18 protein-coding genes and 1 pseudogene are annotated in these 23,605 nt (G+C 57.8%); 8 read left to right on the top strand and 11 right to left on the bottom strand.

Annotated elements, in window-relative coordinates:
- Positions 1-195: pseudogene (locus AC3B8H_RS06420) on the top strand (hypothetical protein); the annotation flags it as partial.
- Here AC3B8H_RS06420 and AC3B8H_RS06415 read toward each other — a convergent pair.
- The 3 genes from AC3B8H_RS06415 to AC3B8H_RS06405 all read right to left on the bottom strand — a co-directional run bounded on the left by AC3B8H_RS06415 (position 129) and on the right by AC3B8H_RS06405 (position 5,179).
- Positions 129-1,040, bottom strand: coding sequence for an MBL fold metallo-hydrolase (locus AC3B8H_RS06415; protein ID WP_488440785.1), 912 nt, complete (start codon positions 1,038-1,040; stop codon positions 129-131). The pseudogene AC3B8H_RS06420 and the gene AC3B8H_RS06415 sit on opposite strands and share 67 nt — an antisense overlap.
- Positions 1,041-1,059: 19 nt before the next feature.
- Positions 1,060-3,798: a DNA polymerase I gene (gene polA / locus AC3B8H_RS06410; RefSeq protein ID WP_488440784.1), complete on the bottom strand. Its 2,739-nt coding sequence runs from the start codon at positions 3,796-3,798 to the stop codon at positions 1,060-1,062.
- 130 nt (positions 3,799-3,928) lie between these two features.
- Positions 3,929-5,179 carry a dicarboxylate/amino acid:cation symporter gene (locus AC3B8H_RS06405; RefSeq protein WP_488440783.1) on the bottom strand — a complete coding sequence of 417 codons (1,251 nt, stop codon included), beginning with the start codon at positions 5,177-5,179 and terminating at the stop codon, positions 3,929-3,931.
- 240 nt (positions 5,180-5,419) lie between these two features.
- Here AC3B8H_RS06405 and AC3B8H_RS06400 point away from each other — a divergent pair, with 240 nt between their 5' ends.
- Together AC3B8H_RS06400 and mtgA are read left to right on the top strand one after the other, a co-directional pair.
- Positions 5,420-5,566: a hypothetical protein gene (locus tag AC3B8H_RS06400; RefSeq protein WP_488440782.1), complete on the top strand. Its 147-nt coding sequence runs from the start codon at positions 5,420-5,422 to the stop codon at positions 5,564-5,566.
- Positions 5,566-6,339: a monofunctional biosynthetic peptidoglycan transglycosylase gene (gene mtgA / locus AC3B8H_RS06395; RefSeq protein ID WP_488440781.1), complete on the top strand. Its 774-nt coding sequence runs from the start codon at positions 5,566-5,568 to the stop codon at positions 6,337-6,339. Before AC3B8H_RS06400 ends, mtgA begins: the two co-directional genes overlap by 1 nt.
- Positions 6,340-6,383: 44 nt before the next feature.
- On the opposite strand, the gene yjgA is transcribed toward mtgA, so the two are convergent.
- Positions 6,384-6,968 carry a ribosome biogenesis factor YjgA gene (gene yjgA / locus AC3B8H_RS06390; RefSeq protein WP_488440780.1) on the bottom strand — a complete coding sequence of 195 codons (585 nt, stop codon included), beginning with the start codon at positions 6,966-6,968 and terminating at the stop codon, positions 6,384-6,386.
- 1 nt (position 6,969) lies between these two features.
- Positions 6,970-7,206 (bottom strand): hypothetical protein, encoded by a 237-nt coding sequence (locus tag AC3B8H_RS06385; protein ID WP_488440779.1) that lies wholly within the window; start codon positions 7,204-7,206, stop codon positions 6,970-6,972.
- A 429-nt stretch (positions 7,207-7,635) separates the two neighbouring features.
- Between AC3B8H_RS06385 and rdgC the strand changes: the two genes are divergently transcribed.
- Both rdgC and AC3B8H_RS06375 read left to right on the top strand, forming a co-directional pair.
- A complete protein-coding gene (rdgC, locus tag AC3B8H_RS06380; RefSeq protein ID WP_488440778.1) occupies positions 7,636-8,547 on the top strand; it encodes a recombination-associated protein RdgC in 912 nt (303 codons plus the stop codon).
- A complete protein-coding gene (locus AC3B8H_RS06375; RefSeq protein ID WP_488440777.1) occupies positions 8,544-9,500 on the top strand; it encodes a L,D-transpeptidase family protein in 957 nt (318 codons plus the stop codon). The genes rdgC and AC3B8H_RS06375 overlap by 4 nt, the downstream gene beginning before the upstream one ends.
- A gap of 80 nt (positions 9,501-9,580) precedes the next feature.
- Here the strand turns inward: AC3B8H_RS06375 and AC3B8H_RS06370 are convergent, their stop codons facing one another.
- Together AC3B8H_RS06370 and AC3B8H_RS06365 are read right to left on the bottom strand one after the other, a co-directional pair.
- On the bottom strand, positions 9,581-9,859 hold the full coding sequence (locus AC3B8H_RS06370; protein WP_082885413.1) for an Lpp/OprI family alanine-zipper lipoprotein: 279 nt from the start codon (positions 9,857-9,859) through the stop codon (positions 9,581-9,583).
- An 85-nt stretch (positions 9,860-9,944) separates the two neighbouring features.
- Positions 9,945-10,499 (bottom strand): L,D-transpeptidase family protein, encoded by a 555-nt coding sequence (locus tag AC3B8H_RS06365; RefSeq protein WP_488440776.1) that lies wholly within the window; start codon positions 10,497-10,499, stop codon positions 9,945-9,947.
- A 72-nt stretch (positions 10,500-10,571) separates the two neighbouring features.
- Between AC3B8H_RS06365 and AC3B8H_RS06360 the strand changes: the two genes are divergently transcribed.
- Together AC3B8H_RS06360 and AC3B8H_RS06355 are read left to right on the top strand one after the other, a co-directional pair.
- Positions 10,572-12,206 carry an alpha-D-glucose phosphate-specific phosphoglucomutase gene (locus tag AC3B8H_RS06360; protein ID WP_488440775.1) on the top strand — a complete coding sequence of 545 codons (1,635 nt, stop codon included), beginning with the start codon at positions 10,572-10,574 and terminating at the stop codon, positions 12,204-12,206.
- A 399-nt stretch (positions 12,207-12,605) separates the two neighbouring features.
- Positions 12,606-17,432 carry an MG2 domain-containing protein gene (locus AC3B8H_RS06355; RefSeq protein WP_488440774.1) on the top strand — a complete coding sequence of 1,609 codons (4,827 nt, stop codon included), beginning with the start codon at positions 12,606-12,608 and terminating at the stop codon, positions 17,430-17,432.
- Between the two features lie 231 nt (positions 17,433-17,663).
- Here the strand turns inward: AC3B8H_RS06355 and AC3B8H_RS06350 are convergent, their stop codons facing one another.
- From AC3B8H_RS06350 to aceE, 3 genes are all read right to left on the bottom strand, one after another.
- Complete coding sequence (locus tag AC3B8H_RS06350; protein WP_488440773.1) at positions 17,664-18,242, bottom strand: hypothetical protein; 579 nt, start codon at positions 18,240-18,242, stop codon at positions 17,664-17,666.
- Between the two features lie 103 nt (positions 18,243-18,345).
- Positions 18,346-19,650 (bottom strand): dihydrolipoyllysine-residue acetyltransferase, encoded by a 1,305-nt coding sequence (gene aceF / locus AC3B8H_RS06345; protein WP_488440772.1) that lies wholly within the window; start codon positions 19,648-19,650, stop codon positions 18,346-18,348.
- A 25-nt stretch (positions 19,651-19,675) separates the two neighbouring features.
- Complete coding sequence (gene aceE, locus AC3B8H_RS06340; protein ID WP_488440771.1) at positions 19,676-22,348, bottom strand: pyruvate dehydrogenase (acetyl-transferring), homodimeric type; 2,673 nt, start codon at positions 22,346-22,348, stop codon at positions 19,676-19,678.
- A gap of 262 nt (positions 22,349-22,610) precedes the next feature.
- On the opposite strand from aceE, the gene AC3B8H_RS06335 reads away from it, so the two are divergent.
- Positions 22,611-23,261: a hypothetical protein gene (locus AC3B8H_RS06335; RefSeq protein WP_488440770.1), complete on the top strand. Its 651-nt coding sequence runs from the start codon at positions 22,611-22,613 to the stop codon at positions 23,259-23,261.
- Positions 23,262-23,325: 64 nt separating this feature from the next.
- On the opposite strand, the gene AC3B8H_RS06330 is transcribed toward AC3B8H_RS06335, so the two are convergent.
- A partial coding sequence (locus AC3B8H_RS06330) for a hypothetical protein (protein WP_488440769.1) occupies positions 23,326-23,605 on the bottom strand: 280 nt, incomplete at its 5' end.

Raw genomic sequence — 23,605 nt, 5'->3', positions numbered from 1 at the left:
GAACACGGGATCTTGACCCGCTTGTTCACCGATCCGGCTAGTCTGCGTTTCGGCTTACCCGGCGATTCGAATGCCTGGCGGCGCTTGAGTCTGGCACTGGCCAGACCGGAAATTCAGGCCTTGAGACGCTACTCGGGCGCCGGCGCCGAGCCGGCCGAAGCCAACTCGTATTCCTCGCCTTCCCTGGCTAAATAAATCGCCGGTTCGACGCCGACGCTTTGCAGGATGGCGTTATAGATCGATTCCAGATCGGCGTCGCCGCGCGTCGGCTCGTGGTGCGTCAGGAACAGGCGCTTGGCGGCGGCCTGCTTGGCATGCGCGATCGCCGAGGCATAGGTACCGTGGCCCCAACCGCGCCGATGGGCGTATTCGGTTTCGGTATACGACGAATCAATAATCAGCGCATCCACTTCGCTCATCGCCGCGATGACTTCGGCCAGTTTTTGTTCGGTCAAGTCCTGCATCGCTTGATAACCGGGGTGGTCGGGGCGATAGGGATTGGTCGGCGGTTCGTAATCGCCGGTAAAGAACAGCGAACTGCCGTCGGCATCCTCGATCCGATAACCGAAGTTGTAAACCGGGTGGTTCAATACGGTCGGCGTGACCTGCACGCCGCCGACCGCCATGGTTTCGCCGGCTTTCAACGTAAAATAGCGAATGTCGGCTTGCAACTGCGCTTCGCTGATCGGGAAATAGCTGTGTTGCAATTGCACGTTCATCGCCCGCTCGATGCCTTGCTGGGTGAAGGGATCGAGGCCGCCGTAGATGTTGATGCGATTGCCGGCCTTGAACATCGGCAGAAAAAACGGCAAACCCTGGATATGGTCCCAATGGGTGTGCGTAATCAGAATATGCGCGGTCAGCGGCTGTCGGCTCGCCAGACTTTGCGCCAGCGCGTGGATGCCGGTGCCGGCGTCGAGAATGATCAAGTCGCCGGACGAACTGGCGATCTCGATGCAAGTGGTGTTGCCGCCATATTTGACGGTACTCGGGCCGGGAGTCGCGATGGAACCTCTAACGCCCCAGAATTTGACTTTCAACGCCAATCTCCCATGCCGTTCAGTGCGCCTCGTCCCAATTCGCGCCGGTGCCGGCTTCAACGAGTAGGGGTACCGCCAACTCGGCGGCGTTGGACATGATGGCGACGATGTGGGCGATATTGGCCTCGAGCTGGGATTCGGCGACTTCGAAGACCAATTCGTCGTGAACCTGCATGATCATTTTCAGGTCGGCGCCGCTGGATTCTATCCAGTGGTGGCAAGCGATCATCGCCCGCTTGATGATGTCGGCGGCGCTGCCCTGCATCGGCGCGTTGATCGCGGTGCGTTCGGCGTATTGGCGCTGGGCGGCGTTGCGGGCGTTGATGTCCGGCAAATACAGGCGGCGGCCGAACAGGGTTTCGACGTAGCCGAGCCGCTTGGCCTGCTCGCGGATATCGTCCATGTAGTGTTTGACGCCGGGATAGCGGCTGAAATACAAATCGATGTAGGATTGGGCCTGATTACGCGGCAAACCCAGTTGTTGCGCCAAACCGAAGGCGGACATGCCGTAGATCAAGCCGAAATTGATGGCCTTGGCCGAGCGGCGCAAATCGTTGGTGACTTGGTCCGGCGCCACTTCGAACACTTCGGCGGCGGTGGCGCGGTGGACGTCTTCGCCGTCGGCAAAGGCCTTCAGCAAGCCGGCGTCGCCGGACAAGTGCGCCATGATCCGCAGTTCGATCTGCGAATAGTCGGCGGCGACGATTTTGTAGCCAGGCGGCGCGATGAAGGCTTGGCGAATCTTGCGGCCTTCCTCGCTACGGATCGGAATGTTCTGCAGATTGGGATCGGTGGACGACAGCCGGCCGGTCGCCGCGACCGCCTGGTGGTAGGAGGTATGCACCCGGCCGGTTTTCGGATTGATTTGTTGCGGCAGTTTGTCGGTGTAAGTCGATTTCAATTTGCTCATGCCGCGATGCTCCAGAATCACGCGCGGCAACGGATAATCGATCGCCAATTCCTGCAGCACCGATTCGTCGGTGGACGGCTGGCCTTTCGGCGTCTTTTTCAATACCGGCAAATTCTGGCGATCATACAGAATTTCCTGGATTTGCTTGGGCGAGCCCAGGTTAAAGGTGGAACCCGCCAGATCGTGGGCCTGAATTTCCAGGCCTATCATCCGATCGGCGAGTTCCTGGCTTTGCTGGGCCAGCATGTCGCTGTCGATCAACACCCCGTTGGCTTCGATGCGGGTCAGCACTTCGATCAGCGGTACTTCGATCTCGTTATACAGTTTCCAAAGACCGGGTTGTTGTTGCAATTGCGCCGACAAGGTCTGGTGCAGGCGCAAGGTGATGTCTGCATCTTCGGCGGCGTATTCGGTGGCCTGGTCGATCGCGACCTCGGCAAAGCCGATCTGCTTAGCGCCCTTGCCGCAAACATCCTCGAAATGAATGGTATCGACGCCGAGATAATACTTGGCCAGATCGTCCATGTTGTGCTTGGTGGCGGTACTGTTCAGCACGTAGGATTGCAGCATCGTATCGTGGCGGATGCCGCGCAACGCGATGCCGTGATTGGCCAGCACGTGGGCATCGTATTTCAGGTTTTGGCCGAGTTTGGCTTTCGCCGGATCTTCCAGCAGCGGCCGCAAGGCCGCCAGCACGCTTTGCCGGTCGAGTTGCACTGGCGCGTCCGGATAATCGTGCGCCAGCGGCAGATAGGCGGCCCGGCCGGCTTCCACCGCGAACGAGACGCCGACGACTTGCGCATCGCTGTAATTCAGACTGCTGGTTTCGGTATCGAACGCAAACAGATCGGCTTGCGCGAGCGTCTTCAGCCAGGACTCGAATTCGGCCTGATTCAGCACGGTTTGATAGTCTTTGACCAACGCGGCGACAGGCTCCGCGGCAGCCGGCGCGTTGTCCGCCGCCGCGCCCGAGATTTCAGGCGCGCCGTCGCCGTTCAAGGTTTTTAGCCAGCTGCTGAAGCCGAGTTGCCCCAGCTGGTTTTTCAAAGCCGGGATGTCCGGCTGCTTGCGTTTCAAGTCATCCAACGTGTAATGCAAAGCCACATCGCATTTGATCGTGGTCAGCTCGCGCGATAGCGGCAGCTGACCGAGCGCGTCGCGCAGGTTGTCGCCGATCTTGCCCTTGATGTCGCCGGCGTGGGCGATCAGGTTGTCCAACGTGCCGTACTCCTGCAACCACTTGGCGGCGGTCTTCGGGCCGACCTTGGGCACGCCCGGAATGTTGTCGACGGCATCGCCCATCAAGGCCAGATAATCGATGATTTGCTCGGGCTTGACGCCGAATTTGTCGATCACGCCGGCGATGTCCATCCGGGTATTGGTCATCGAGTTTTCCAGGATGATTTGGTCGTTGACCAATTGCGCCATGTCCTTGTCGCCGGTGGAAATAACCACCTGAAAGCCCTGGCGGGCGGCGCTTTGCGCTAGGCAACCCAACACGTCGTCGGCCTCGACGCCGTGCTCGATGATCAACGGCAGCCCCAACGCCCGGATCAATTCATGCAAGGGTTGGATTTGCACCCGCAAATCGTCCGGCATCGGCGGCCGGTGCGCCTTGTATTGCTCGTACATATCGTGGCGAAAGGTCTTGCCCGGCGCATCGAATACCACCGCGAAATAGGGCGTGTTGTAATCGTTGATCAACTTGCGCAACATGTTGGAAACGCCATAAATCGCATTCGTCGGTTCGCCTTGCGCATTGGTCAGCGGCGGAACGGCGTGAAAGGCGCGGAACAGGAACGACGAGCCGTCGACCAGTATCAGTTTTTGTGTGGCGGAATCGGACATGTGAGGATATTGGCGCAAAGATTCGGGCAACGATACAGGGCCGAATCAGGCCCTGCAAGTGTTGAATGTCACAGACCGGCGGCGACTCGAGCGAAACCCGCTTGTCAGGCGGCGAATCTCGGCCTGCGGCTCATTCGGCCTTGGCCGGTTCCGGCTGGTCCACCAAGGCGGCGATCACCAAATCGCCGCTAACGTTTAGGGTAGTCCGGCACATGTCCAAAAACCGGTCCACGCCCAGGATCAGCCCCATACCCTCGGCCGGGATGCCAACCTGTTGCGTCAAAATCATGATCAGCGGCAGCGAGCCGCCGGGTACGCCGGCGGTGCCGATGCCGGCCAGTATCGCCATCATCACCACGCGTACCTGCTCGGCCATCGACAGATCGACCCCGTAGACCTGGGCCAGGAACAGCACGGTAATGCCCTCGAACAGCGCGGTGCCGTTTTGATTGGCGGTCGAACCTATCGTCAATACGAAGCGGGCGATTTCCGGCTTGATCGCCAAATCGCGCTCGGCCAACTCCAGCGACCGCGGCAGCGTGGCATTGGACGAGGCGGTCGCGAAGGCGTACAGATAAACTTCCCGGCAGTCCCGAAAAAACGCCAGCGGCGACCGGTGGGTAAAGGCCTTCAACAAGGCCGAATACACCAGTATTTGCTGCAATACCAGACCGCCGACCACGACGGCCACGTAAAACCCCAACGACACCAGAATCTGGTGGCCGAATTTGAACGTCGATTGAAACACCAGCGCGAACACCGCCAACGGCGCCAAGCGCATCGCCCAATCGACGACGACCAAGCTGGCGGCATAGCTTTCTTCCAATAGTTCGACCCAGCGCGAGGCCCTGCCGGCCGTGACCGTGGCCAAGGCCGCGCCGAACACCAGCGAGAAAAACATCAGCGCCAGCATTTCGCCTTCCAGCGCTTGCGAGGCGGTCGCGAACGGGTTTTTCGGAATAATATCCAGCAAGGTTTGCTCTATCGGCTTGGCTTGTTCGGCGTTCCGGCGGATGCCGCCGACCGCCGTGGTTTCGCCGGTTTGGGGAATTTCAACGCCGACGCCGGGCTCGGCGACGTTCACCAAGGTAATCCCGATCGCAACCGAGGCTGAACTGGCCAGCAGTGTAAACAGCAAGGTGCGCCGAGCCACTCGCGCCAGACCGTGGTGGCTGCTGAGTTGGAATACCCCCAGCATCAGGCCGCTGACGACCATCGGTACGACGACCATGAAGATCAGTCGCAGAAAAATCTGGCCCAGCGGCTCCAGCGCATAGCGAACGGTCAGTTGTAGCGGCGGCCAGCCGGCGTATTCGTGGCCGGCCAATCCGGCCGACGCGCCCAGCACGAGGCCAAGCAACAAGCGATGATGGTTTTTCATGAAGACCCAGGCGAAATCGCAAAGCTTGGATGATACTGCGAATCGGCTCAAGGGCCGAGGGTGGGATTTGCCGCGGAGACATCGGCGAATGGGTAGGCGAATCGCCTGATGGGTCGTCCCTGCCTGGATAAAAGCCGTTGTAGCGGCTTTTATCCAGGTGTTCCTTGGCGTCGTTGTTTTCCATGTTCACGGGGGAGAGAACTTAACATCCTTGATGCCGCTGTTTATAAAGCAAAGCGTATGCCAAAACTTCTGGGCCATGCGGCATGCGCCCTGGCCAGGCTGTTTGCCGCCGCTTTCATTCAGAACTATGTTAAATATCTGAAAAAACAGAAATCATGGCGGCATTTCCCCCATTTCGGTAGCGGCAACGCGAATCGTGGATAATGTCCGGAAAATTTGCCGCCGAACACCACTTGAGACATTTCCGACATCCCGAACGTTATCGCGCCCCTTCCCGCCGTTTTCGGCGGGCGGCGGCTTCGCCGTGGCGGTCTCTGAAACGCGGATTCGGCTACGCTCTTACCGCGTTCATCGTGGGATCGGTGCTGAGTGTCATGGTCTTGCGCTACCTGCCGCCACCGACATCGGCTTTCATGTTGAACCGCCATTGGGAAGATTGGTTGGCCGGCAAGAACTATCGGCCGATTTCCCGGCAGTGGGTCGATGGCGACCGCATATCACCGCATGCCTATGCGGCGGTGGTGGCTTCGGAAGATCAATTGTTTTATCGGCACAACGGCTTCGATATCGAGGCAATCGGCAAGGCATGGTCGCACCATGCGCGCGGCGGCAAGCTGCGGGGCGCCAGCACAATCAGCCAGCAGGTCGCGAAAAATTTGTTTCTGAGCCCGGCTCGAAATTGGGCCAGAAAAGCGCTGGAGATTTGGTTTACCGTGCTGATCGAATTGTTTTGGAGCAAACAGCGAATACTGGAGATCTATCTGAACATCGCCGAATTCGGCGATCATTTATTCGGCGTCGAAGCCGCCAGCCGCCGTTATTTCGGCGTTCCCGCCCACCAGATAACCCCGGCGCAAGCCGCGTTGCTAGCCGCGACGCTGCCAAATCCCCTGCTGCTGAAAGCCGATCGCCCCAGTGCCTACGTCGCCAGACGGCAAGGGTGGATTTTGGCGCAAATGCGCTTGGCCGGTCGCTGAAGCCGGCCCGCCAACTCGAAATCGCGCTCCGGACCAAGCCTGGGTCATTCGATGCTCTCGGTGTCGTCGTCCGATTCGCTTTGGTATGCCACGCCGGCGTCGGCGATCAATTGCTTCAGATATTGATACAGCTGCCTGGCGGCCTTCGGCGGCTTGCCATCCTTCGCTTCCTTCTGAGCATTGCGTTGCAATTGGCGCAGATGCTGGGAGTCGGCGCCCGGATATTCGCCGAGCAACTCGGTAATTTGACCGTTGCCGGTGTCGGCCAGCAATGCGTCGCGCCAGCGTTCGGCCTGATGGTGCTCGCGCACCGCGTGAGCACTGCGGTTTTTGAGGCGATCCAGTTTTTCGCGGATCGCGTCGGTATCGAGCTCGCGCATCCGCGCGGTGATGTATTTCAGCAGCCGCTTTTTAGCGGCGTTTTGCCCCATTTTGCCGGCATCGCGCAAGGCTTGCTCTATCGGTTCCGGTAACTCGAACTCGGCGATATGGGCCATCGACAAGCCGCTGATTTCCTCGGCCATCGCGAACACTTCGGCGATTTCCTTTTTGATCCGTGTCTTGTTTGGACGTACGGCGTAATACTCGACTTCGTCGTCTTCGTCTTCCAGATAAAATTCTTCGTTCATTTCAAACCATTGCGATGAGGAAAAGCACAAACATCACGACCATGACGAGCGGCACGATCAAGCCACCCCAGTCGGACGGTGCCTGCCGGCTCCGGGACAACGCGGCTTTGATGCCGGGCCGCATCCAGAATAGAATCAACAGCGCCATGGCGCCAATCAGCAGATTTTCCCAGGTGGAAAGCATGGTGTCGCCCCAGTTGCGGCCGATAGACGGCGGCCGGAGTGCCGTATTCGGCATATCTTAACAAACCTGATGGAAAGCCATGGTCCGGTTTTGCTCCACCCGTTCAAGATGACTAACTCGTTTTCACCGCTAACTGACTATCCCGCCAGGGAAAACTCCGGATAGTCACAGAAGTTGTGGATAAGTCTGTGAGTTGAGCGGCGATTGCCGGTCGATTTCCCCGGATTTCCTGAGTCGAGCTTAGATTGTATAAAATTTAGCCACTCAAAAAAGCCATAATTATCAATGGCTTGATATTATTCTTTTGATTTCAACGAGTTAATTTGTCAAGCTTTTTTACAGTATGATCAGTAGTGGCTAAATGTGAATAACTGATGATGAAGCACCGCACCCAACTCGCCAAATTCGGCGGTTTTCCCAATTGGCCGGTTCTACGGATTCAACAAATTTGCGATAATGGCCGGTTTTTGACAGAGTCTTTTCATGTGGTTTAAGAATCTTGCCGCCTATCGGTTTTCCGAGCCGTTCGAGTTGTCCGCCGAAGCCGTGCAACAAAAGCTGGCCCAATCCTCTTTCAAGCCTTGCGGCAGTCACGACACCTTTAGCTTCGGCTGGACTTCGCCGTTGGGACGGGCTTCCGACGATCTGGTGCATGCCAGTAACGGATTCTTAATGGTTTGTGCCAAGAAAGAAGAAAAGGTGGTGCCCAGTTCGGTCATCAACGAAATGCTGCAAGAAAAGATCGGAGAAATCGAAGAACGCGAAGCTCGTAAACTGCCGGCCAAGGAGCGCAATCGACTGAAGGACGAATTAATCTTTGATTTATTGCCGAGAGCCTTTTCCTTTTCCAAGAAGACCTATGCCTATATCGACGGCCGAGGTGGCTGGCTGGTCGTTGACGCCGCCTCGGCGAAGAAAGCCGAGGACTTATTGAGCCTGTTGCGCAAATCCCTGGGTTCGTTGCCGGTGACGCCGATAGCCGGCAACGGCATGGCCTCCAGCGTGATGACCCAGTGGCTGCTATCAAACCAAACCCCTGGAGACATTCTCATTGAGGACGAATGCGAATTGCGCTCGCCCGAAGAGGAAGGCGCCATCATTCGCTGCAAGCGCCACGACCTGGGTTTGCCGGAGATCAAAAATCATTTGGATACCGGCAAACAAGTCATTAAATTGGCGATGAATTGGACGGACAGACTATCGTTTGTGCTGGACGAGAATTTGGCGGTGAAGCGCCTTAAATTCCTGGATTTGGTGCAGGAACAAGCCGCGAATATCGAAGCGTTCGACGAGGTCGAGCAATTCGATGCCGATTTTTCGATTATGACCGCGGAACTTGCCCAGTTCCTGCCGCGTCTGCTCGAATTATTTAACGTTGAAGGTAAGGTTCAATGAAAATCCGATTATTGATAGGCCTGTTGATAGGTCTGGTCGCGCCGCCGGTCTCGGCCCTGACCTTGGCGCCGCCGGATCGGCCCGGCGACAGCCTGATCGGCAATCCGCCACACGAGGTCAAATATGTCGCGGCCAAACAGGAAGACACATTGATTGATATCGCCGTCAATTTCAGACTGGGTCAGGATCAAATTGTGTTGGCCAATCCCTATGTCGATCGCTGGTTGCCCGGCGCGGGAACGCAAGTGAAGATTCCCAGCAGTTTTTTGCTACCTAACGCGCCCCGCGAAGGGATCGTGATCAATTTGCCGGAAATGCGAATTTATTATTTTCCGGACACAACCAAGGTGGTGACGTATGCGATCGGCATAGGTAGGGAAGACGACTGGAAGACGCCGCTCGGCAAAACCCGCATTCTCGGTAAAACCGAGCGGCCGTCGTGGACCCCGCCTAAGTCCATCATCGCCGAACATTTGGCCGATGGCGATGTGCTGGACCCTTATTACCCACCCGGTCCGGACAACCCGTTGGGATTGTATGCATTTCGCCTGGGCATTCCCGGTTATTTGATCCACAGCACCAATAAGACCAATGGCGTCGGCATGCGCGTAAGCCATGGGTGCATCAGGATGTATCCCGCCGACATCGAGCAGTTCTTCCCGATGGTGAAAACCGGCACCACGGTCAATATTGTCAATCAGCCAATCAAGGTCGGCTGGTATCACGACACCTTGTATTTGGAAACCTATCCGCAAATGGAAGAGACGCCCGCGACTTTCGAGCAACGCCTGCACGTGGCGCTGGATTTAATCGAACAGGCCAATGGTGGCAAAATGCCGGTTATCAAAGGCGCGATTTTAAAAGCCGCTCTCGAAAAAGCCAGCGGCATTCCGATTGCGATTTACGAGAGACCCGTGCAAACCCCGGCTATCGTACAAAATCAGGCGCATTGACTGCTGAATCGGGAAAACAAAAAAGCCCGTGAACCTTTCGGTTCACGGGCTTTTTTAATCGGCAACTCAAATAATAAAGCTTATTTGTGTTGTGATTTTTTGAACATGCGGTCCAATTTGCTGTTGGTGTCTTGAGCGTATTGAGCGGCACGGTTAGCAGCGGCTTCTGCAGCGGCAGCTTTAGCAGCAGCTTCGGCGGCAGCAGCTTTAGCGGAAGCAGCGTCAGCAGAGGCGGCAGAAACTTGTGGTTTCAGGCTGTCGATTTGACCTTGCAGGTTTTCGATGTCTGAAGTGCTGGCGCAACCAGTAGCCAGAGCTGCAACGGCAACAACTGCTGATAATTTAATGGCTTTCATCATGGTGTTTTCCCCTTGATTGTGGTTTCAAAAAATAAAATGAAAAAACGGTGGCAATTGTCCAACATTTTTTTGGTTTTTACCAACATTATTTCACGGTGACAAGCGTCCCTTTCTCCACCCATTGACTCAACAAGTCGATTTGTTCGTTAGTCAATGCGATACATCCGTGTGTCCAGTTTGTGGTTTTATGAATGGCGAGATTGGCACTACCCAAACCATGGATACCAATCTGACCTCCCAATTCGGTGTTTTGCGGCGGCACTTGGCCAACTGAATGCGCCCTAGCGATCGACTCGTAGGTATCCAAATCGATTTTTCCTTGTTTTAACGCTTCGTCCGCATGCTCGACATCGGGGTAAGTCAAGCCAAAGAATTTGCGAAACATGCTCCGCTGATTGATCCAACCTATCCTGAAGCTTCCGACCGGCGTGACGTCGTCGCCCCGGTGGCTTTTCTTGCCGGCACCGCTACGGCCGATCGCGATGTTCTCCAACACGGCAACAGTCTTGCCGCCCTTTTTGACTTCCATATTCTGCTTTTCGGTGTCGACCAGCAACCAGACATCGTCCGCCGCAGCGCACGCCGAAGTAACCCAAACGCCAACTAGGATGAAAACCTTGAATAATTTCTGCTTCAGCATGGCAATCTGTCAATAACCAGGGTTTTAGTATACTTTAACCCTTTCAAAACGTCGCACGACAAAGGGTAGCATATGACAATAACAATCACCAAAACCACTCCCTATGACGATCAAAAGCCCGGCACATCCGGACTACGAAAAAAAGTAAGCGTATTTCAACAACCAAATTACCTGCAAAACTTCGTCCAATCCATATTCAATAGCTTGGATGGCTACCAGGGGGAAACCCTGGTCATCGGCGGCGACGGCCGCTACTTCAACCGGCAGGCCATTCAGATCATCATCAAAATGGCGATCGCCAACGGTTTCGGTGAGCTCATTATAGGCCAAGGCGGCTTATTGTCCACCCCTGCCGCGTCGAATATTATTAGGAAATACAAAGCCTTCGGCGGCATAGTTCTATCGGCTAGTCATAATCCCGGCGGCCCCGACGAAGATTTCGGCATCAAGTACAACGTCGGCAACGGCGGCCCGGCGCCGGAGAAGTTCACTGACGCACTCTACGCGAATACCAAAATCATTGCCGAATATCGAAGCGCGGAACTTGCGGACATCGATCTGGATACGGTTGGCGAGCAACAAATCGCCAGCGTAAAGGTTAACATTATCGACCCTGTGGCCGATTACACCGCGTTAATGGCTGACATTTTCGATTTCGAGTTGATCAAACAAAGCATCGCCGCCGGCTTGATCACGCTAAAGTTCGACGCCATGCACGCCATCACCGGCCCCTACGCCAAACAGATATTGGAAGACGAACTGGGCGCCGCACCGGGTTCGGTGTTCAATGCCGTACCGCTGGAAGATTTCGGCGGCGGTCACCCGGACCCGAATCTCGCGCACGCCCATGAACTTGCCGAAATCATGCTCGGCGCCGAAGCACCGGTGTTCGGCGCGGCATCCGACGGCGATGGCGACCGCAACATGATCATGGGCGCCAATATTTTCGTCACGCCCAGCGACAGTCTGGCAATCATGGCCGCCAACGCCAAGTTGATTCCGGCCTATGCCAAGGGTATCAGCGGCGTGGCCCGGTCGATGCCGACCAGTCAGGCTGTGGATCGGGTCGCCGACAAACTCAGTCTGCCCTGTTACGAAACCCCAACCGGGTGGAAGTTTTTCGGCAATTTGCTCGACGCCGACAAAATCACGATCTGCGGCGAGGAAAGCTTCGGCTCGGGTTCCAACCACGTGCGCGAGAAGGACGGCTTGTGGGCGGTCTTGTTTTGGTTGAACCTGATCGCCCGCAAACGCCAGCCGGTCGCCGATATCGTCCGCGAGCATTGGCAAACGTATGGCCGCGACATCTATTGCCGCCACGACTACGAGGCCGTCGATAGCGATGTCGCCAACGGCATTTTCGACCATTTGCGCGGCCTGCTGAACGGTTTGCCCGGCAAAAGCTGGGGCGATTACACGATCAAATATGCCGACGAATTCTGCTACACCGACCCGGTCGACGGCAGCATCAGCAGCGCGCAAGGCATACGCATCGGCTTCACCAACGGCTCGCGTATCGTTTTCCGCTTGTCGGGCACCGGTACCGTGGGCGCCACGTTGCGCATCTATTTGGAACGCTACGAACGCGACGTCGCCAAACACGACCAAGACGCTCAAGAGGCCTTGGCCGATTTGATTGGGCTCGCCGAGCAATTTTGCGAAGTCAAACGACGCACCGGCCGTAACGCACCCGACGTAATCACCTGATCCGGCGCGTCTCGGCGCTTCAAGATTTGCGGCGGCATCGAGCGCTGCAGTTTTCTCCTCAGGCCGAACGCGGCAAGCCGCGCTTCGGCCTGCTAACATTAACAGCCAAATGCCGGCCGACGTAGTTGGCCGGTTAGATATTGCTGTTGCGATTGACGTCGGCGGCTTGGCGGTTAACGCAGCGTCGAAATTGACGCGTTCGAAGTTCGAGTGATCGAATGGGGAGTAAGGGAAATGTTGGATTTTTTCGGTGCGGGTAGACGGGCGGACACTCCGATTTCGGCTTTCGCTCAATGGCTGTTTTCAGGTCGTGCGACCGCCGCTCCCGGTAATCGGCGCGTTGCCCCGTCCTCAATCCGCAATTATTTCCGACTGTGCTGGACGCTCGCCGTCTGGCTGATGTTCGCTTGCGCCGGGCGGGCCTGGGCGGGGAGTCCGTTTTATCTGACCGCCGAGCGCAGCTTTTCCAATGCCGAATCGCCGAGCATACGCCTGGATTACACCGTCACCGACCAGCCCATGTTGCTCAGGGTACTGAAGGCCGACAACCTGGAAAACTTTCTGGACGGTCAATTCAATGTCAGCCGCAGTTACGAACAACCCGTCAACGAACTCAATCCCGGCCACTATTTCGCCAAGGGCTTGAATAACGCCCAATCGCCGTTAAAAATGTTGCGCGGCATGCTGGATGTCGAGTTCCGCAAAGCGTTGAAGGAAACTAATTTTAGCGGCTCGGTACTCACCGTCACCGAAAAGCCGTTGGTTTCGGTGCCGCAGCAGATTTTAGTCGCCGCGCCGAAAGGTTTTACCGTCGTCAGGGAAAGTTATCTGGATTTGCAACGCAACGGCCGGCAAACCCACGATTTAGGCTGGTGGTTTAACGAGGATGCCTGGAGCGAAAATCGCTATAAGATTCGGCAAGTCGCGCTCGAGCCCCTGCCGGACGGCATTTATTTATTGCAAGCCGTGCAGGGCAAAACCGAGGCGCAATGTTTGATTCAGGTCAGCAGTCTGGCGGTGCAAGTCAAGCAATCCAGCGAGCAATTACTGGTACGGACGATGAACCGCGATCTGCAACCGGTGGCCGGCGCCAAGGTCAGCCTTCGCGACGGACGCGGAGCTTGGCGGACGATGCCGGGCGCTTCCGACGCCGCCGGCGAATTGCGCTTCGACAACCCCGACGGGATTCTGGACGGCAAATTGCTGGTCAGGGTCGATGCGCCGGCCGGCAAACCCGGCGACGCGATGCGCACCGCGCTGACCGCGACCGATTTTCTGCCGACTCAAGCCAAGGACGACGCGGTGTTCGTGATGATCGACCGGCCGATCTTCAAACCCGGCGAAACCTTTTTCTACAAGGGCATCGTCCGCAACTTGCAGGACGGCCAGTTGAAAATCCCGGCCTTTCAATCCAAGCAAACCGAGGTTTCGCTATTGCGTGCCGACGGCAACGCCACCGGTTTGCAAGGCCAAACCCAGTTGACCGATTTCGGTTCGTTTTCCGGCAGCTTCGATCTGGACGCCGCGCAGACGCCGGGCCTGTACCGCTTGCTGGCTCAAATCGACCACAAGGCCTACGGCGGCGAATTCCGAGTGCGGGACTACGTTAAGCCCACCTTTTATTTGGAATGGCTGGATCGCAGCCCCAGCGTTCAGCCCGGTCAGCCATTCAATTTGAAATTTCGCGCCAAGCGCTACAGTGGCGGCGTACCGCAAAACGTCAAATTCGAAGTGTTTCTGTACCGCAAGAAATTCGAGGTACCGCAATTCGTCAGCGATGCCGGCGCCGGCTTGACGGCCGGCAACGATTACTTCGGCCAGATCAAATCCGCGGCGCCGTTGACCCAGCCTCAGCGCTTGTTCAGTTCGATTGAAGCGCGTCAGGCCGTCGACGCCAGCAACCCTTGGGAAACCGCTGCCAAACTGGGCGAAAACGGCGACGGCAGCTTCGAGTTCACGGTGCCGGTCGAAGCCCAGGCCGATCCCAAGCAGATTAAACCCGAACAGGAATGGATTTACATCTTGATGGTGCGCGCCCAGGATGCCGCCGGCGGCAGTGCGATTTTGACCGACAACCTGTACGCAACCCTGTCGGAAGCCCAACCGGCGCTGCGCTTCAACAAAACCATTGCCGCGGTCGGCGACAACGATTTGCAATTGTTGCTGCAAACCAGCTATCCGGACGGCAAACCGGCCGGCCAAGCCGGCGGCGTGGTCGATGTACTGATCGAACAACCGGGTTCGGCCAAACGCGGTCTGGTGAAACTGGATTTCCAAACCGACGAACGCGGCCAGCAAACATTGACGCTACCGGCCCTGCAGCAATACGGTCGCTTGTCGGCGGTTGCCCGGCTGGAAACCTTGGCCGGCGCGACGATGAAGCATGCCGCCGAGTCGCAAGCGGTAACCTTGGTCGTTGCCGGCAACGGCGGCGAAGCGGTGGCGGATAATCCCGAGTTGGAGTTGTACACGCCGACCACCATCCTCAGCCCCGGCGAGCAAGCCAGGATTTTCGCGCTGCTGCCCAAGGCCTGGGGGAATCAAGAAAGCGGGGCGATCTGGGAAACCGTGGCGGGTGCCAAATTGTTCGATAGCCGGAGCGCGCGGGTGCAAGGCCGTAGTCGCTGGTTCGACGTGACCGCCAAACCGGAATATGGCACCGGCTTTTACCATACTGTGACCGTGCCGGTGGCCGGCGGCAAATTTAAGGAGCAGACGCTGGGTTTCAGAATCGTGCCGTGGGACAAGCGTTTGCAAATCGCCATCGAACCGGCCCAAGCCGAAGCCGAACCGCTAAAGCCGACCCAAATCAAGCTTCAGGTAAAACGTGCCGACGGCACGCCGGCCGCCGACACCGAATTGGCGGTGTCTATCGTCGATCGCGCCGTTTACGCGGTGCAGGCCGAGTTCCGGCCCGGCATCTTCGATTTTTTCTACCCGTTGCAGCGCAGCAATTTATCCACTTTTTATTCCGACGACCTGCAAGGCTACGGTTACGCCGATCTGTTGCGCAAACCCAATTTCGCGCTGAGCGCCTTGAAAAGCCAGAGCAAGCTGGCGAAGAAAGCCATGCGCGACACCGCCGGCTGGTTTCCGCATGTCGTTACCGATGCCGACGGCGTTGCCAGTATCGATGTCGATATGCCCGCCAACGTCACCGAATGGCTGGTCACCGCGGTCGCCAGCGACAAGGATGGCCGGCTTGGCGAAACCACTGGCCAATTCCGGACTAAGACCGACATCGCCGTCGATACCGTCGGTCCGCAATTTTTGCGCGGCGGCGACGAAATCGAATTGGCCGTGAAACTGACCAACCACTTGGCCGATCCAGTCAAGCTGACTGGCAGTCTGAGTCTTTCGGAATCGCTGCAGCGACAAAGCGGCGAAGTCGCCTGGGCGGCCGAACTGGCCGGCAAGGCTGAACAACGGTGGCCGCTGCGGTTACGGGCGGCCGTCGAATCAGGCAACGCCTCCCTGCGGGTGGGTTTGACCGCGCCGGCGCCGGTCAAGGTCGGCGGGGCCGAGACCTTCGATCTGCCGATTAAACCGGCGGCGTTGCCGCAAGTTTATGCCGCCGAACGGCGCGATGGTGGCTTGCATTTCGATACTCCGGAACAAGCCCAAGCCAGGCAACTGACGGTGCGGGTCAATTCCGGCCTGCTTGGCGCGGCCCTGCAAGCGGCGGCGATGCTGGTGCAATACCCTTACGGCTGTACCGAACAATTGGCGCACAGCACGGTGCCGAATCTGGTGTTGCTGGATTTGATCGAGCGGGCCGGTCTGAAAGCCGAGCAACTCGGACCGCTCGAAAAGCCCTTGCAGCGCGCCAAGCAAAACGCCTCGCTGGGCATCCGCAAATTGATACAAAACCAAAAGGCCGACGGCGGTTTCGCGTTGTGGCCCAGCGACAGCAGCGCCGGCGTGCCGGTCACCTTGATCGCCATGCAGGCCTTGAAATACGCCGAGGAACTGAAAATCGAGGGTGCCGCCGCGGCCTACGGCAAAGGCGCGGTCTGGCTGGAGCAACAAGCCGTCAACAACCAGGCGTTGGACGGTTTTACGTTGGCCGGCTACAGCGCCGCCACTTACATTTACCAAGGGCCATGGCAACAACAGGCGGATTTCGTCGCCCGAGTTTATGCCGACGACCGGGCCGGCATCGCCGACTTGACCGCCGCGCTTCGCTTGGTCACCGCCTATCAAACCATTAGCTGGCACAGTTTCAATCAAGCCTTGCAGGACAAACCCGATCTGCAAAAACGTTTGGCTATGCGCTTGCAACAAGCCTTGGAAGCGCTTGATCCCAATGCGTATCAGCCCGAGCACGGCGAGTTGTATGGCCGCTTGGGTTTCGGCTTCGGCTTGCCCAGCGCGGTTTCCGAAGGGTTAGGCGTTTTGTCGGCGGCCGGCGAACTGCCGCAAGCGCTGGAAACCAAGCTCAAACGCCTGCTGCTGCAAACCCAGCAACACGGCTACTGGGCCTCGACTTACGACACTGCCCAGGTGATCTTCAACACCCGCGAACTGCTCGGCAAGGAAGCCGCCGCCGCGCAAAACGCAAAGACCAAGGTCTTGAAAGTCAGCGCCGCCGGCCAGGTGCTGGGTCATTTGAATCGGATACCCGGCGGTTATCTGGGGCGTTTCGACTCATTGCCGATGACCGCCGAGCTGGCGGACATCCGCATCGCCGAGTTGAGCGACACCGACGTGGCCTCGGCCAGCTTACAAGTCGATATGCCGTATCAGGCGCTTACCGCCCGCGCGGCCGGTCTGACCATCGAGCGCGGTTTCCGCCGCATTACGTCGAGCGGCAGCGAACCGATCGACTTGAGCCAGCCGCTAAGCCTCGGCGACGTGGTGGTCAGCGAGGTTAGGATCAAACGCCACGACCAGCCGGGCCGCTTGCCGGTCGGTAGCGAATTCGTCGTCGTCGAAGACGGTATCCCGGCGGTGGCGGAAGGCCAGGAGAACGACCAAACCTACTTGGCCGACGCCAAATTGCAAGCCGGCGAAGACAGCTATTGGGCCAACGTCAAGGAAACCCAGCGCTATCCCGATCGCATCGTCCGCGTCGCCAAACTGCAACCCGGTGGCGAATTGAGCTTGTACCAAGTTTGGAAAGTCAGCCGTCCCGGCAACGCATCGATACCGCCGGCCAGCGGCTTCGATATGTATAACGAGGCGGTCAGGGGCAATAGTCTGGCCGGACGAGTGACGGTCCGCTAGGGCGTTGTGGCGTCGGCCCATCCGGCAAGCCTGGGTTATTACTCTGAAAGTCATGGTGGGAACGACGCATCGTCGTGATTCGAAACGCCATCATCGCGACGATGCGTTGCGCCTACGAAACGGCATTTGATTGGCCGGGATGATTGCCAAGTCTTTATGAGCGCAAGGCTGGGCTATCGAAGTGGAATATCGCGGAACCTACCGCATTCCGCGCGCGGGCCGGCGGCCGGCTTAGCAGTGGCAAACCGTCGCGGCCTGAAAACAAAAATCGAATAGCAGCCGCCATTCCAGTAACTGAATGTGCCGGCACAGCGATTCGATGTCGCCGCCGCGGAGTCTGGCCGCTTCGCATAAATCGACAAAGCCGTAGGCATCCCATTCGCGCTGTTTACCTAAGAAACCCGCGATGCCGGGCAATTCGCGGTCGGCAATCAATAGTTGAACTTGTCGGTTTAAATCCGGAAAAATCGGATGGCGGCCGGTGCGATCCAGCCAATATTTGCTGTTGCCGCTGTCCGGCTCGCGGCGGTGCATGATCGCGTGCCAGTAACTCCCGGAAGGCCCGGTGATTTTTTGGCTGATTTGATGGCTCGGCTCGAGATAGTCGTAATACAACCAAAGCCCGGCGATGCACAGCGCCGCATAATTGTCGTCCTTGACGACGCGCGGCGCAAATGCCGTTTCGATTTGCAGCGAGTTCAAGATGTCGAAAACGTCCGAGTCAGGCCGTCCCGGACCTAAAACCATCAGGCGCTCTCCAGCCAGCAATTGCCCGAAAACTGGGCCGTAAAACTGACTATCAAAGTTCATTCGTACCTCAGCCGTCCAATCGATACAGTCATGGCGCCAATTGCGTCGATAAAACAAGCCGACCGAGCGGGTTAGAGATCCTCTGATTGGTTCGCAGCCAAAACTACAACAACAACCGCCGAATATCCGCCAGATTGGCTTTCAAGGCTTCCATGAAGCGCGCGCCTTCGGCGCCGTCGATGACACGGTGGTCGTAGGTGATGTCCAGCGGCAGCATCAATTTCGGCTCGAATTCCTTGCCGTTCCAGACCGGTTGTACCTTGGAACGAGTCACACCCAGGATTGCGACTTCCGGGGCGTTGACGATAGGCGTGAACGCGGTGCCGCCGATGCCGCCCAGACTGGAGATGGTCATGCAGCCGCCTTGCATGTCGGACGGTTTCAGCTTGCCGTTTCTGGCCAGCTCGCTAACCTCGGCCAATTCTTGAGACAACTGGAAAATACCTTTTTTATCGACGTCGCGGATGACAGGTACGACCAAGCCGTTGGGGGTGTCCACCGCAATACCCAGGTGGTAATACTTTTTCAGGAACAGCTTGTCGCCTTCCGGAGACAGCGAACTGTTGAACGACGGGAATTTTTGCAGCGCCGCGACCAGTGCCTTCATGATGAAAACCAGGCCGGTGACTTTGATGCCGTCCTTGCCTTGGCCGGCGTTGACGGCTTTGCGGAAGTCTTCCATCTCGTCGATGGCGACTTCGTCATGGTAGGTCACCAGCGGCAGGTTCAGCCAGACTCGGGTCAGGTTTTGACCGGTCAGGCGCTTGATTTTGCTTAAGGGCTTTTCCTCGATTTCGCCGTATTGGCTGAAATCGACCGCCGGGATGGCCGGAATGCCGGCACCGCCGGTGGCGGCCGGCGCGGAAGTCATCACTCGTTTGACGAAGTTTTTCACGTCGTCCTGCAAAATACGGCCCTTGCGACCGCTTCCGGTCGGAATTTTACTCAGATCGACACCCAATTCCCGCGCGAACAGCCTGACGCTGGGAGTGGCGTGCGGTTTGTAAGCCTCCGCATTCGCAGCGACCGGAGCGACCGGAACCGGCGCCGGCTGGGCCGGCTCGGGTTTGGGCGCAGCCACCGGTGGAGCCTGAACCGCTTCGGCTGGCTCCACTGGAGCCGGAGTCGGCTCGGGTGTGGCTTCGACTGTCGGTGCGGCGGCGGCTTCGCCGACTTCGACGGTGGCGATCAGGCTACCTTCGGCAACCTTGTCGCCGGGCTTGATGTGCACGGCCTTAACGATGCCGGCGGCGCTGGACGGCAAGTCCATCGTCGCCTTGTCGGTTTCCATGACGGCTAGGGTTTGCTCGATGGCGACGACATCGCCGGGCTGGACCAATACCTCAACGATGTCGATTTCCGGCACGTTGCCGACGTCGGGGACTTTTACTTCGATTAAAGAACTCATGTGTCGCTTTCCGTTAAATCAGCCGTTAAATCAACCAGGGCGCGGTGACGTTGGGATTGATATTGTATTTGGCGATGGCCACCTCGACTTTCGCGGCGTCGAACTCGCCGGCCAGCGCCAGCGCGTGCAGCGCGGCGACGGTCACGTGATATCGATCGACCTCGAAGAAGCTGCGCAAATTGGCGCGGGTGTCGGAGCGGCCGAAGCCGTCGGTACCCAAGACCGTGTAAGGTTGTTTGACCCAAGGCCGGATTTGTTCGGCGAAAGCGCGCATGTAGTCGGTCGCGGCGACGACCGGCCCCTTGGCGCTGTCCAGGCATTTTTCGACGTGGGTAACGCGGGCTTTTTCGGTCGGATGCAGCCGGTTCCAGCGCTCGCAACTTTGGCCGTCGCGCGCCAGTTCGGTGAAACTGGTGCAGCTCCACAAGTCGGCATCCACGCCCCAATCGTCGCGCAGTAATCCGGCGGCTTCGATCACCTCGATAAAGATCGTGCCGGAACCCAGCAGCTGCACGCGCGGCTTTTTACTGTTCGGGCCTTTTTTGAACAAATACATGCCCTTCAGAATATCGGCTTCCGAGCCTTCGACCAACGCGGGCTGATCGTAGTTTTCGTTCATCAAGGTAATGTAATAGAAGATGTCTTCCTGTTCGACGTACATGCGGCGCAAGCCGTCGTGGATGATCACGGCCAGTTCGCAGGCGAAGGTCGGGTCGTAGGCGTAACAGTTAGGCACGGTCGCCGCCATCAAATGGCTGTGGCCGTCTTCGTGCTGCAGGCCTTCGCCGTTCAAGGTGGTGCGGCCGGCGGTACCGCCCAGCAGAAAGCCGCGGGTGCGTTGATCGGCGGCGGCCCAGATCAGGTCGGCCACGCGTTGGAAGCCGAACATCGAGTAATAGATGAAGAACGGAATCATCGGCACGCCGTGGGTGGAATAGGCGGTGCCGGCCGCGATCCAGTCGCACAGACCGCCGGCTTCGTTGATGCCTTCCTGCAATACTTGGCCGTGCTTGTCTTCCTTGTAAAACATCAGTTGTTCTGCATCCTGCGGCGTATACAGCTGGCCGACCTGCGACCAGATGCCCAACTGACGGAACATGCCTTCCATGCCGAAGGTGCGCGATTCATCCGGCACGATGGGCACGACCCGTTTGCCGATTTGCTTGTCCTTGACCAGGATGTTGAGGATACGGACGAAGGCCATCGTCGTTGAAATCTCGTGGCCTTCGCCGGTGCCTTCCAGCAAGGCTTTGAAGGCCGGCAGGGCCGGAATTTCCAGCGGATAGGATTTAGGGCGCCGCGCGGGCAAATAGCCGCCCAAGTCGACGCGGCGTTGCCGCAAATATTTGAGTTCTTCGGAATCTTCCGCGAAGCGGATGTAAGGCAAATTGGGCAGTTCTTCGTCGCTGATCGGTAGTTGGTAGCGGTCGCGGATGGCTTTGATCGACTCCAGGCTCATCTTCTTTTGCTGATGGCTGGTGTTTTGCGCCTGGCCGGAATCGCCCATGCCGTAGCCTTTGATCGTTTTGGCCAGAATCACGGTGGGTTGGCCTTGGTGGTTGGCCGCCGCGTTATAGGCCGCGAAGACCTTGATCGGGTCGTGGCCGCCGCGATTCAGTTCCCAGATGTCGCGGTCGGTGTAATCCTTGACCAGCTCCTTCAGTTCCGGCGTATTGAAGAACTTCTCCCGGACATAGGCGCCGTCCTTGGATTTGAAAGTCTGGTAGTCGCCATCCACGCATTCCATCATGCGCTTGACCACCAGACCGTCCTTGTCGCGGGCCAGGATGGCGTCCCAACGCCGACCCCAGATGACTTTGATGACGTTCCAGTTGGCACCGCGGAAGTTGCCTTCCAATTCCTGAATGATTTTGCCGTTGCCGCGCACCGGGCCGTCCAGGCGCTGCAGGTTGCAGTTGACGACGAAAATCAGGTTATCCAGTTTTTCGCGGCCGGCCATGCCGATCGCGCCCAGGGTTTCCGGTTCGTCGGTTTCGCCGTCGCCTAGGAAGGCCCAGACTTTCCGACCGTCGGTATTGGTCATGCCGCGATCCTGCATGTAGCGCATGAAGCGGGCTTGGTAAATCGCCATGATCGGTCCCAGGCCCATCGATACGGTCGGAAATTGCCAAAACTCCGGCATCAGCCAGGGATGCGGATAGGACGATAAGCCGTTGCCGCCCACTTCCTGACGGAAGTTGTCCATTTGCGCCTCGCTCAAGCGCCCTAGCAGGAAGGCGTGGGCATAGGTGCCGGGGGCCGAATGGCCTTGCGAGAAAATCAGGTCGCCGCCGTGTTTGTCCGAAGCCGCGTTCCAGAAATGATTTTGGCCGACATCGTACAAGGTGATCGCCGACGCGAAGCTGGCGATATGGCCGCCGACATTAGTGTACTTGTTCGCGCGCAACACCATCATCATCGCGTTCCAACGCACATAGGAGCGGACGGTGCGTTCAATGTCGGTGTTGCCGGGGTATTTGGGCTGTTTATCGACCGGGATGGTGTTGATGTAGGGGGTGTTGGCGGAGAAGGGTATGTCCAGACCGGATTGCCTGGCGGTTTCAAGCAGGGTTTCGATCAGGTAGCTGGCGCGGTCGCTGCCTTCCTTTTCGATGACCGCCTGTAGCGCCTCCATCCATTCCTGAGTTTCTGCGGGATCGATATCGTGTTTGCCGGCAATGTCGGTATTGTTGGTCATTTCGGAACCTGGAATAACGTGGGATGAGCTTAAAAAGGATACCCGAAATGGTCGGCTCAAGCATGTTTTTTTGGGAGGCTTTCGGCCAATTTGTTGGCTTTGCGCCGCGATCGAAAAATCGTAATCGGCGGCAACTTGCTGCTTGCCGGCCGCGACAGACGAATCCGCGTCCCGACAAAACGAATTTCCCATTCGTCCAGTGGTCTGGCTGGCGCGGATCGCGTAGAATTTGACCATCTCCTTCAGCCATGGGTAAGTCCTTATGCAGACCACGTTATCCAAACTCCTCGCCGCGCTGGGTATGACCCTCGCCGCATGTCACGCAAACGCTACGACGGTTAGCTACACCCCACCCAACCAAGTTACCTATACCTCTGAATTATTCACGCCGAGCAATTCCAACAGAACCTTCGACTTCGAAATTCCCGAAGCCGTCGTCGCCACCTTCATTGACGGTGTGTTCACGATCAGCGCGACCGGCGATTACACGATCGACGCTGCCAACGAATCAGTGAATGCCGTTGTGCTCGACAGCTATGTACCCGGCGACGATTACTATCTGTACGATTGGGATGCGCGGCCGCAAACCGGCTACGGCACCGCCACGGTCTTAGGCGCCGAGGGCGGCGACATTTCCTGGGTGCAATGGACCAGAAGCTTCGATATCAGCGGCGACGACATCGTTAACTGGACTCAGGACGGCCGGGTCGTGATTCGCTTGACCTTGTCCGATGGGGTTGACTTGGATTTGTTTAACAGCGGCTTGTCCGACCAATTTCCACCGGCCTTGCAAGCGACTCTGACCTATTCGGTGGCCGCGGTGCCTTTGCCCGCCGCGACTTGGCTGTTTCTGACCGGCGTACTGGGCGTACTGGGCGTACTGGGCGCTGGCAGGCGCCGGCATTCGGTTTAAGCGTACGTCTTCAGCATAAAAAAACCGGCGCGAGCCGGTTTTTTTATGCCCTCGGGTTTCGAATTTACGGCGTGGACAGCGCGTGCAAGCTATCGGGGTGTTCCAATACGCTGCCCGGGGAGTGCAATTGTGTCGTCAGCAAGGCCCCGGTTTCGACGTTAAAGCGGCCGGCCACGCCGTCGCCGTCGCTGTCGGTCGCGGTAAAGCCGAATTTCAGATCGAGCTGTTGCGTGTTGGGTAGATTCAGGTATTTCAGACCGCCAACCTCGAAGCCGCCGGAGATCACCTGAATCTTCAGCGTATCGTAGCCGCCGTCCGCGGTGATCGCCGGCGCATAGTCGCCT

Source organism: Methylomonas sp. BG-2 (assembly GCF_057766305.1).
This window is presented reverse-complemented; position numbering and strand designations above follow the sequence as displayed.